A 10,091-nucleotide genomic window follows, 5' to 3' on the forward strand; every position below is an offset into this window, starting at 1 on the left:
CGTCAGCTCCTTTCGATCACACGCTCGCCTTCGAGTGTCCCGGAGCCTGCCCGCGGGGTCAGCACGGGTCTGGGTGACGCGCGTTGCGCCGCCTGCGCCCGGCGCCGGTCGGCGAGCCGGTGCACGATCCCCGTGGCCACCGCTGCGGACAGCAGCACCGCCGCGCTGGCGAGGAGCAGGCCGGGCCAGTCGCCGAGCCCGGGACCACCCGGCTCCCTCGCGGCCCCGGCGACGACGATCGCGGTCGCCGCGAGGAGCGACACCAGTGCGGCGACGGCACGGCCAGGCCGGTAGCCGTAGCCGGCGAGCCCGCGCTGCAGCCAGCTCCACAGCCGGACCACGAAGCCGAACAGCAACAGGTCGTCCGCCAGTGCGGCGTAGCGGTACTGGTGTTTGCGGGCGAGCACCGTGCGCGCCCTGCTCTCCTCACCGCTCGTGCGCAGTGCCGCCGCGAGCTGGTCATAGGGGCCGGACTGGTGGAACGCCATCGCGCGGCGCAGCAGGCCTGCGCCCTCGTCGCCGCGCAGCGTGTCCGGCACGCTGATCATGTCGTACCGGAAGTCGACCAGGCCGATGCCCGCCGTGGCCTGCCACAGCGTCGGCGCGGCGCTGAGCAGCCGGCAACGCGCGCGGCGCAGGTTGACCGTGCCGGTGCGGATCTCGGCCGGCCACAGGACGAACTCGGAGCCCGTGCTGCCGCACGCGTCGAAGGCGACCCACGGCGCGGTGCCGACGTCGAGCACCGCGCCCGTGAGATCGGCCCGCCTCGTTACGGCCGCGCCGTCGATGGTCACGCCGCCGTCCGCGCTGAAGGGCCGGTCCTCGAGGGCCGTGAGGAGCAGATCGCCGCCGACCCGGGCCGAGCGCAGGTCCACCGACCAGTGGGCGTGCCGCGGATCGGTGAGCAGCGTGCCGCTGAGGTCAAGGTCGCCGCCCGTCGTGAATCCCGGCAGCCGCGCCGTGCCCGCGATCCGCGCGCCGGTGAGCTGGAGGTCTCCGGACACCCTGCCGCGCGCGGCAGACAGCACGTCGTGACCGGGGGCGACGAGGATCGCGCCGGGCAGCCTGGCCTCGCCCGCCACGCACGCGCCCGTGGCGCGCGCCTGCCCGAGCACGGCGAGCCGCGGCGCGTCGACGTCGCCGCCGACGTGGAGCCTGCACGCCTCGACGATGGGCTCGTCGGGCCTGCCCTTGCCCAGGCGGGTGTGGCGCAGGAGCAGGTCACCGCCCACGTGCGCGCCGGTCAGCGAGAGCGTGCCGCCGATGCGGGCGGCGGAGGCGTCGAGGTCGCCGCCGGTGCGCAGCCCGCAGAGGCCTACCTCTCCGATGACGTCCAGCCGCTGTGCCGAGACCGAGCCGGTGACCGTGAGCCGGTCGGCACGCAAGGCTTGGGCGTCCGGGTGCTGGAGGCGGCTGCCGGTCAGCACCAGCGAACCGCCCACCCAGGCGTCGGTGAGGTCCACCGCCGCGTCGTCGAGGCCATCCGCGGCGACCTCGCAGCCGAGCAGGCGGATGTCGCCGCGCACGCGCGCGTTGCGGGCACGCAGCCCGGGCAGCGAACAGTGCTCGAAGGCAAGGCCGGGCAGCTCCGCGTCGCGCAGGTCCGGCGGCTCATCGAACCGGCAGCGCGTGAACCGCAGCAGGTGGGCGAGCCGGCACGCCCGCAGGTCGAGCGCGCCGGTGACGTGGGCGTCGCGGATCTCCACGACGGGCGTGCCGTCGCCGACGGAGCGCACGCGGCAGCGGACCTCGGCGGCGGCCACCTCCGACCGCGTCGGGGGACCGGGCGCGGTACCCGGCTCGAACGGCATGCGCCACCCCCTCCGCTCGTGACTCCCTCCCTCAAGGGGACCTCACGGTGCGACGGGCCGCAAGCGCGCTGGGTAACCGTGAATGAACGGCGGAAGGTGGGGAAACCCCCGGGGCATGAGTGCGAAGCGGACCAAAGCGGGCGGCGAGTACGGCCAGCGGGCGCACCGCCCCGGCGAGATCCCGGCGCGCGGCTGGTGGCAGGTACTGCGCAGGGGCATGAAGGAGGGCAAAGAGGACAACCTCTCGGTCCTCGCGGCGGGGGTGGCCTTCTTCGGGTTCCTCGCGTTGTTCCCCGCACTGATCGCCGCGCTCACCCTTTACGGCCTCGTGGCGGACCCGCAGCAGATCGCGGACCAGACGCGGCGGATCACCGACGCGCTGCCGGGCTCGGCGGGGCAGTTGATCGGTGAGCAGCTCACCGCGGCGGCGAACGCGGGCGGAGGAGCCCTCACCATCGGGCTCGTGATCGCGCTGCTCGCGGCGCTGTGGAGTGCGTCGAGCGGCGTGAGCAACCTGATGACCGCCGTCAACGTGGCCTACGGCGAGGAGGAGACACGCGGCTTCGTCAAACTGCGCGCGATCGCGCTCGTGCTCACGCTCGGCGTGATCGCCTTCGCGCTGCTGACGCTCGCGCTGGTGGCCGTGGTGCCCGCCGTGTTCAGCGCGCTGGACCTCGGCCTGGCCGGCCGCATCGGTGGTGAGGTGGTGCGCTGGCTCCTGCTCATCGGGCTGTTCACGGTCTCGCTGGCCGTGCTGTACCGCATCGCGCCGGACCGGGCGGCGCCGCGCTGGCGCTGGGTGAGCACCGGCGCGGGGCTGGCGACCGTGCTGTGGATCGTCGCGAGCGTCGGCTTCAGCCTCTACATCAGCTTCTTCGGCAACTACAACAAGACCTACGGCGCGCTGGCCGGTGTGGTGGTGCTGATGCTGTGGCTCTATCTCACCAGTTACCTCGTGCTGCTCGGCGCGGAGATCAACGCCGAGGCCGAGCGGCAGACCGCCGTCGACACCACCACCGGCGACCCGCTGCCGGCCGGTGAGCGGGACGCCGTCAGCGCCGACACCCAGGCCCGCGAGGCCAGGGGGCGGGGCCGGGTGGCGCAGCCAACCGGACCGAGGCCGCACGGAGCCTGATGCCCCCGCGAGTCGTGCGTTCGGGCTCGCGATTCGTGCGCTGACCGCCGGATCGCTTGGGGACGAGCAGGGAGCAAGGGAGCTTTACTCCCGGAAAACGGTAGTAAAGCTCCCTTGCTCCCTTCGTCGTCGCCGGCCGGACACGTGATGCTGAACGACAGACGACACCAGGGTTTTCAGCAGGTGAACTATAATCGGCCGAATTCTGTCCGCTCGAGCCCGGGATTTGCTGCTGTGCCAAAAGATTCGCACCCGCCGTCGTTGCACTGGCGAGGAGAGCCGACCCGCGGTGAGGCCGAGGCCGTCCTCGCGGCGCTCGAACCCGTGACCGCGAGCAGGTACGAACTGTCAGTGGGTCCCCGGCGCGTGCGTACGGTGACCTACCTTGACACCGTGGACTGGCGGCTGCGCGGCAAGGGCCTCGTGGCGAGTCACGAACGGGCGTCAGGCCCCGGCACGTTGACGATCGAGAGCGACGGCGTCTCTGGAACGACGCGCCTGACCGAACTGCCGCAGTGGCCTGCTCGCGTCGAGCAACTGCCCGAAGGCGAGGCACGCGACGGCATGGCCTCGGCCATGTGGGTGCGCGCGGTCGGACCCGTTCTGCGCAGCCGCGCCGTCACTCGCGAGGTCGCGGTGCTCGACGACGAGGGCAAGACCGTTGTGCGGCTCGACTGGGCCGAGGTGACCGGCATCGACCCCGTCGCCACACCGCCGCTCGTGCGAGTCTCCCTGTGGCCCGTGCTCGGCTACGGCCGCGACGCCAAGCGCGCGCGGAAGGCGTTGCGCGCCGCCGAAGGGTTCGCGGACGTCGACGGTGACCTCTACGACGGCCTGCTGACCGCCGCGGGCATCGTGCCCGAGGAGGCGGCCGCACCCGCGATCACGCGCGAGATGCCCGCTGACGTCGCGATCGCCACCGCGTTGCACGGCTTCGCCGGGGTGATCGCGGTGAACGTCAACGGCGTGCTCGACGACATCGACACCGAGTTCCTGCACGACCTGCGCGTCGCCGTGCGCAGGACGCGGTCACTGCTCAAGCTCGCGGGTGACGTGCTGCCGCCCCGCCTCGTCGCCCGCTACGAGCCCGACTTCAAGTGGCTCGGCGACATCACCACGCCCACGCGCGATCTCGACGTCTACCTGCTGGAGTTCGACGCGCTGACGGCCATGCTCGTCGCGGGAGAGCCGGACGACCTCGCGCCGTTCGGCGAACTCCTGCGAGCGGAACGGGAGAAGGCGCGGCGAACGCTCGCACGGGCCCTGCGCTCACAGCGGTTCACCCGGCTGATCGAGGGCTGGCAGGCGGCGCTCGCGGAGATCATCGACCGGGAGCGCTCCGAAGCTGAGCTCTCGGCGGAAGCCCTTGCGGGGCAACGAGTTCGGCGCATGGTGAAGAAGGTCGTCCGGCGCGCGAGGTCGATCACGCCGGAATCGCCCTCCGAGTCGGTGCACGACCTGCGCAAGCGCTGCAAGGAGCTGCGATACCTCCTCGAGGTGGTCAAGCCGGTGTGCGACGAGGCCGCCCACCGCGCGGTGATCAAGGACCTCAAGAAGGTGCAGGACATCCTTGGGGCGTTCCAGGACGGCGAGGTGCAGAGCGAATCGCTGCGGGGCTTCGCCGAGCGCCTGCAGGCAGGAAACCGCCGCCCGCCCGCGGCGACACTGCTCGCGATGGGGGAGCTGTCGGCGGGCTTCGTCGACATGCAACTGCGCGCGCGGCACGACCTGACGGAGGCGCTGGAACGCTTCCTCGGCCCCGCCACCCACGAGCGCATCAAGGCGCTGCTGCCGTGAAGGTCGTCGCCTCGTACAACGTGAAAGGCGGGGTGGGCAAGACGACCGCGGCCGTCAACCTCGCCTACCTCGCGTCGGCACGAGGCAGGCGCACGCTCATCTGGGACCTCGACCCGCAGGGCGCGGCGACGTACCTGTTCCGCGTCAAGCCGAAGGTCAAGGGTGGCAGCGCGAAGCTCGTAGGCGGCGCGCGGCCGGTCGAGGCCGCGCTGAAGGGCACCGACTTCCACGGTCTCGACCTGCTGCCCGCCGACTTCACCTACCGCAACATGGACCTCGACCTCGCGCGATCGCACCACAAGGCCGGCAAGGCCGCCCGTGCGCTGGCGCGCCTGCTGCGTGACCTGCCGGACGACTACGACGTCGTGTTCCTCGACACGCCGCCGAGCTTGTCGCTTGTGTCGGAGAACGTTTTGCGCGCGGCCGATCTCGTGCTGGTGCCGATCATCCCGACGGTCCTGGCCCTGCGCACGTTCGACCAGCTCGCGGAGTTCGTCGACGCGCTCGACCGCGACCGGCCCCGCCTGCGCGCGTTCTTCTCGATGGCCGACCGGCGCAAGGCGCTGCACCGCGAGATCATCGCGGACCTGCCTCGACGGCGGGAGGGCGTCAGCCCGACGGCGATCCCCGCGCTGTCGGTGATCGAGCAGATGGCGGTGCGGCGTGCGCCGTTGCCCGCCTACGCGCCGAACAGCCCGGCCGCCCGTGCGTTCGAGTCGCTGTGGAGCGAGATCGCGGAGCTGCTGCCAGCCTAAACTGGTGCGGTGACCGATGAGGGCGAGTTGCTCGCCGGGCGGTACCGGCTGCTGTCGCGGATCGGCCGTGGCGGCATGGGAGTGGTCTGGCACGCCCGCGACGAACGCCTCGACCGCGAGGTTGCCGTCAAGGAGTTGCTGCTCGACACCGGCGACAGCGCTCAGGCCGCTGAGCAGGCCATGCGCCGCGCCACGCGCGAGGGCCGGGTCGCGGCGAGGCTGCGGCATCCCCACGCGATCATGGTCCACGACGTCGTCGAGCATGCGGGAAAACCGTGCCTGATCATGGAGTTCCTGCCGTCGAAGAGCCTCGCGACGGTGCTCGCCGAGCGCGGTCCGCTCCCGGCCGGCGAGGTCGCGCGAATCGGTGAGCAGGTGGCCTCCGCGCTGGCCGCCGCGCACGCGGAGGGCATCGTGCACCGGGACGTCAAGCCCGGCAATGTCTTGCTGGCCGACGACGGCACCGCCAAGATCGCCGACTTCGGCATCTCGCGCGCGGTGGGCGAGGCGACGGTGACCGGTGCCGGGCTCATCGCGGGCACGCCTGCGTACCTTTCGCCCGAGGTGGCCGCCGGCGGTGAGGCTTCGCCCGCCTCGGACGTGTTCTCCCTGGGGGCCACCCTCTATGCGGCGGTGGAAGGGGCGCCGCCGTTCGGTGACGACGAGAACCCGATCGCGTTGCTACGGCGGGTCGCGAGTGGTGAGCTCGTGGCGCCCCGGCGGGCGGGGCCGTTGACCGATGTGCTACTGCGGTTGCTGGCCGGGGAGGCCGGTGAGCGGCCGACAATGGTGCGGGCGCGGGAGGCCCTCACCGCGGTGTCGGAGGGCCGGCCCGTTGAGCTGCCACCGCCTCGTCGTCCGACGCTGTTGTCGCCGGCGCCCCGAGTGCGCAGGCGCACCGTCGTGGTCGGCATCGGCACCGCGGCCTTGCTCATTGCCGGGGTGTTGATCGGGGTGTTGATCAGTTCGCCGGGGGAGCCGTCGGCGGAGGGTGATCAGCCGCCGGTGATCGGCTCGACGTCCGAACGTCCTGATTCTGGTTGTGTCGCACGGTACGCCGTGACCAACTCTTGGCCAGGTGGATATCAGGGTGAGGTGATCGTGCGCAACGACGGTGAGGAGCGGCTGACGGGCTGGGTCGTTCGCTGGAAGCTTCCTGCGGGGCACACGGTGGATGAGGTGTGGAACGGTTCGTTGTCCCGCGCGGGTTCCACGGTGACTGTGCGCAGTGCTGATTGGAATTCCGTTGTGCGCGTGGGTGATTCGGTGAGCTTCGGCTTCCTCGGGGCGGTTGAGGCGGGCGAGGGAGCTGTGCCTGAGCTGGTTTGCTTGCCTGACTAGGGTTTCCTTTTTCGAAGGCGTCCTTCGCTCCACGGTCCGCTCACGTTGACTGTCCACTAGCGACAGTCTTGCGCGGAACGTGGCAGGCCCGCCGGATTCACCCGATCGGCTCCAGGTAGTGCTCTACCCGAGCTGGTAGTCTGGGCGCATGGGGGAAATCGAACGAATACTTCAGCTTGAACGGCAGCGGGCGAGACTCGAAGCCTTGCAGTACCAAGCCATCGCCATCATGGCCGAGGGTCGTGACGACGTTGCGGAGGAGCTCGCCCTCGCGTTGGCCGTCACTGTCCACAAGGCACGGAGAATGGTCGAGCTGGCTACCACGATCACCAGACGGCTGCCGCTCACCTTAGCCGCTATGAAACGTGGGGAGATCGACTCCGTGAAGGCCGCTGCCGTCGCGGAGCCGGCGGCGTGGCTCACCGACGACAAGGCTCGGCAGGTCGATCTCCTTGTCGCTGAACGGATCGAGGGCAAGAACGCCGGGCAGTTGCGGCGGGCCGTGGGGCGTCTGGTGCATCGCGTCGACCCTGATGGTGCCGCTGCGCGGGCCGAGGCTCGGCGACGGGAACGCAAGGTCGAGCTGTTGCCTGGGTGCGACAGCATGTCCAGGCTCGTCGCCGATCTGCCCGCCGAGGTGGCCTCGGCCGCTTATGGGCGGGTGGATCGGCTCGCTCGGCAGCTTCGCGGCGGGGACGAGAGCCGTACCCTCGACCAGCTTCGCGCTGACGTGCTTGCCGATCTGGTTCTCGGTACGCCCGGCGAGGGTGGGGCGAAGGCGGAGATCTTCGTGTATCTCGACGCCAGGACGCTCGCCGGAGCCGACGACCAGCCTGCCGAACTCGCCGGGTACGGGCCGATTCCCGCGTGGCTGGCGCGGCAGATCGCCCATGACCCCGGCTCCACCTGGCGCCGTATCGTCATCGACCCGCTCGACGGACGGCCGATCGACGTGGGGCGGCAACGCTACCGGCCGCCCGCGGTCACCGACCGGTACGTGCGGGTGCGGGATCGGGAATGCCGGTTCCCGGGCTGTCACCGTCCCGCGCAGCTCGGCGACAACGACCACCACACACCCTGGGGCCACCACGGCCACACCGACACCGGCCAGCTCGTCAACTACTGCCGCCGACATCATCGCTTGAAGGACAAACCCGGCTGGCACTACGAACTCGCGACCGACACCGGCACGCTGACCGTCACCACGCCGGGCGGGCGGCGATATCGCAGCGCGCCGCGTGCGGTGTTCGATCATGCCCCGATAGGGTGATCGTCGAGGGGGCGCCGGACGCATACTAGGAGAGCGCATGTCGCAGAACGATCCCGATCGCGTGCCAGAGGGTGTCGACCTCGACCGCCCGAATCCCGCGCGGATCTACGACTGGTATCTCGGGGGTACCACCAACTGGGCCATCGACCGTGAGTTCGGGGCGAAGGCCGTCGAAACGTTCCCGATGGTGCGGACGTTGGCGAGAGTGGGCCGGGAGTTTCTCGGCCGGGGAGTGCAGTTCATCGCGAAGCAGGGCGTCACCCAGTTCCTCGATCTGGGCTCCGGAGTGCCGACGGTGGGCAACGTGCACGAGATCGCCGACTCGGTGAACGCGGACAGCCGGTGTGTCTACGTCGACAACGAGCCCGTCGCGGTCGCGCACTCGCGCGTTCTGCTGGAGCGCGAGGGCGACCCGACGCGGCATGCGGTGCTGCACGGCGACCTGCGGAAGGTCGAGGACATCTGGGAGCGCGCTATGGACACGGGCGTGCTCAACCCGACGCAGCCGATCGGACTGATCATGTCCGGGGTGCTGTACTTCTTCGGGCCCGACGACGACCCGCACGGCATCGTGGCGCGGTATCGCGATCTGCTGCCCTCCGGCTCGTACCTGCTGGCCTCCCACATGACGGTGGACGGTGTGCCGGAGGAGGGCGAGGTGAAGCGCGAGGAGGTCCGCAAGCAGTACGAGCGGTCCAGCTCGCAGCTGTTCGTCCGCAGCAAGGCGGAGGTCACGCGCTTCTTCGACGGCTTCGAGCTGGTCGAACCCGGTGTGGTGTGGATCCCGGAGTGGCGGCCGGACGAGCGGCCCTCGCCGGCGACCGAGGAGTACCGGAACAACCCGGCCGCGAGCAGCGCGTTCGCCGCTCTGGGCAAGAAGGCCTGAGTCCGATGCCTACTGGGCTCGTCGGGAGAGGGCTCGCCACCGCGTCCCGCCCGGCTTAGACTTCGACACCTACGCGTCTCTCCGGGAACACGGGTCGCGCGCGAGTGCAGCCGGGAGGTGATGCGCGTGTCTTCCTCACCCGCCGAACCGCCCTCCCCGGAAGCCGCACACGTGCGGTTGCTCCTCGTCGAGGACCACTCCATGGTGGCCATGGCGCTGGGCTCGGCCTTCGAGTCCGTCGACGACATCGAGCTCGTCGGCCACGTGGCGTCCATCAAGCAGGCGGTCGCCGCGACCGAGCGCGAGCGTCCCGACGTGGTGCTGCTCGATCGCAGGCTGCCGGACGGCGACGGGATCGACGCGATCGCCACCCTGCGTGACCGGTCCCCGGACAGCCGGGTGCTGGTTTTCACCGGTGTCGCCGACCGGCAGGTCGCGGACCGCGTCGCCGAGGCGGGGGGCGCCGGGCTGTTGCTGAAAGCCGGGCTGCTGGAGGACCTCCTCGACACGATTCGGCGGGTGGCCGCCGGGCAGCAGGTCTTCGACGTCGACTCGCCAGAGCGGCCGGGAGGCCGATAGCCGCACTGGTGTGAAGGAAGAGGCGCAGATGGCTCAGCGATCGCCCGGACAGGCCCAGCCGGCCAGGGACAAGGTGGCACACGACAACGAGCGGCTCCAGCAACTGCTGGACGGCCTCAAGGCTGTGCGCGACGGCGACTTCAGCACCCGGCTGCCGCAGGTCGGCGACGTACTGCTCGACGAGATCTCGACCGTGTTCAACGGCATGGTCGACCAGCTCTCCCTGTTCACCTCGGAGGTCACGCGCGTCGCCCGCGAGGTCGGCACGGACGGCAAGCTCGGCGGCCAGGCGGCGATCCCGGGCGTCTCCGGCACGTGGAAGGACCTGACCGAGTCCGTCAACGCGATGGCCAGCAACCTCACCGCGCAGGTGCGTGACATCGCCGGCGTCGCCACCGCCGTCGCCAACGGTGACCTCTCGCAGAAGATCACCGTGCAGGTCAAGGGTGAGCTGCTGGAGCTGAAGAACACGATCAACACGATGGTGGATCAGCTGTCGTCGTTCGCCGACGAGGTG

The 10,091-nt window shown here is 70.8% G+C and carries 9 protein-coding genes; 8 read left to right on the forward strand and 1 reads right to left on the reverse strand.

Annotated elements, in window-relative coordinates; genetic code table 11:
- Positions 1-2: 2 nt before the first annotated feature.
- The gene (locus DI005_RS28025; RefSeq protein WP_113644126.1) at positions 3-1,811 is read right to left on the reverse strand and encodes a pentapeptide repeat-containing protein; all 1,809 of its coding nucleotides are present in this window, start codon (positions 1,809-1,811) and stop codon (positions 3-5) included.
- Positions 1,812-1,926: 115 nt separating this feature from the next.
- On the opposite strand from DI005_RS28025, the gene DI005_RS28030 reads away from it, so the two are divergent.
- The 8 genes from DI005_RS28030 to DI005_RS28065 all read left to right on the forward strand — a co-directional run.
- Positions 1,927-2,946 carry a YihY/virulence factor BrkB family protein gene (locus tag DI005_RS28030; RefSeq protein WP_112273106.1) on the forward strand — a complete coding sequence of 340 codons (1,020 nt, stop codon included), beginning with the start codon at positions 1,927-1,929 and terminating at the stop codon, positions 2,944-2,946.
- Positions 2,947-3,321: 375 nt separating this feature from the next.
- A complete protein-coding gene (locus DI005_RS28035) occupies positions 3,322-4,743 on the forward strand; it encodes a CHAD domain-containing protein (RefSeq protein WP_158559909.1) in 1,422 nt (473 codons plus the stop codon).
- Complete coding sequence (locus tag DI005_RS28040; protein ID WP_113644128.1) at positions 4,740-5,498, forward strand: ParA family protein; 759 nt, start codon at positions 4,740-4,742, stop codon at positions 5,496-5,498. Before DI005_RS28035 ends, DI005_RS28040 begins: the two co-directional genes overlap by 4 nt.
- A gap of 9 nt (positions 5,499-5,507) precedes the next feature.
- Complete coding sequence (locus DI005_RS28045) at positions 5,508-6,839, forward strand: protein kinase (protein WP_113644129.1); 1,332 nt, start codon at positions 5,508-5,510, stop codon at positions 6,837-6,839.
- Positions 6,840-6,987: 148 nt separating this feature from the next.
- On the forward strand, positions 6,988-8,109 hold the full coding sequence (locus DI005_RS28050) for an HNH endonuclease signature motif containing protein (protein WP_113644130.1): 1,122 nt from the start codon (positions 6,988-6,990) through the stop codon (positions 8,107-8,109).
- Between the two features lie 37 nt (positions 8,110-8,146).
- The gene (locus DI005_RS28055; protein ID WP_113644131.1) at positions 8,147-8,995 is read left to right on the forward strand and encodes an SAM-dependent methyltransferase; all 849 of its coding nucleotides are present in this window, start codon (positions 8,147-8,149) and stop codon (positions 8,993-8,995) included.
- Between the two features lie 126 nt (positions 8,996-9,121).
- On the forward strand, positions 9,122-9,574 hold the full coding sequence (locus tag DI005_RS28060; protein WP_228714135.1) for a response regulator transcription factor: 453 nt from the start codon (positions 9,122-9,124) through the stop codon (positions 9,572-9,574).
- Between the two features lie 28 nt (positions 9,575-9,602).
- A partial coding sequence (locus tag DI005_RS28065) for a HAMP domain-containing protein (protein ID WP_158559910.1) occupies positions 9,603-10,091 on the forward strand: 489 nt, incomplete at its 3' end.

Origin of the sequence: Prauserella sp. PE36, assembly GCF_003311655.1 — a bacterium.
Classification (GTDB): domain Bacteria; phylum Actinomycetota; class Actinomycetes; order Mycobacteriales; family Pseudonocardiaceae; genus Prauserella_A; species Prauserella_A endophytica.

Excerpts from the sequence above, each read along its gene's own strand:
- DI005_RS28025 (WP_113644126.1), bottom strand. The coding sequence starts at position 1,811 with ATGCCGTTCGAGCCGGGTACCGCGCCCGGTCCCCCGACGCGGTCGGAG.
- DI005_RS28030 (WP_112273106.1), top strand. The coding sequence starts at position 1,927 with ATGAGTGCGAAGCGGACCAAAGCGGGCGGCGAGTACGGCCAGCGGGCG.
- DI005_RS28050 (WP_113644130.1), top strand. The coding sequence starts at position 6,988 with ATGGGGGAAATCGAACGAATACTTCAGCTTGAACGGCAGCGGGCGAGA.
- DI005_RS28055 (WP_113644131.1), top strand. The coding sequence starts at position 8,147 with ATGTCGCAGAACGATCCCGATCGCGTGCCAGAGGGTGTCGACCTCGAC.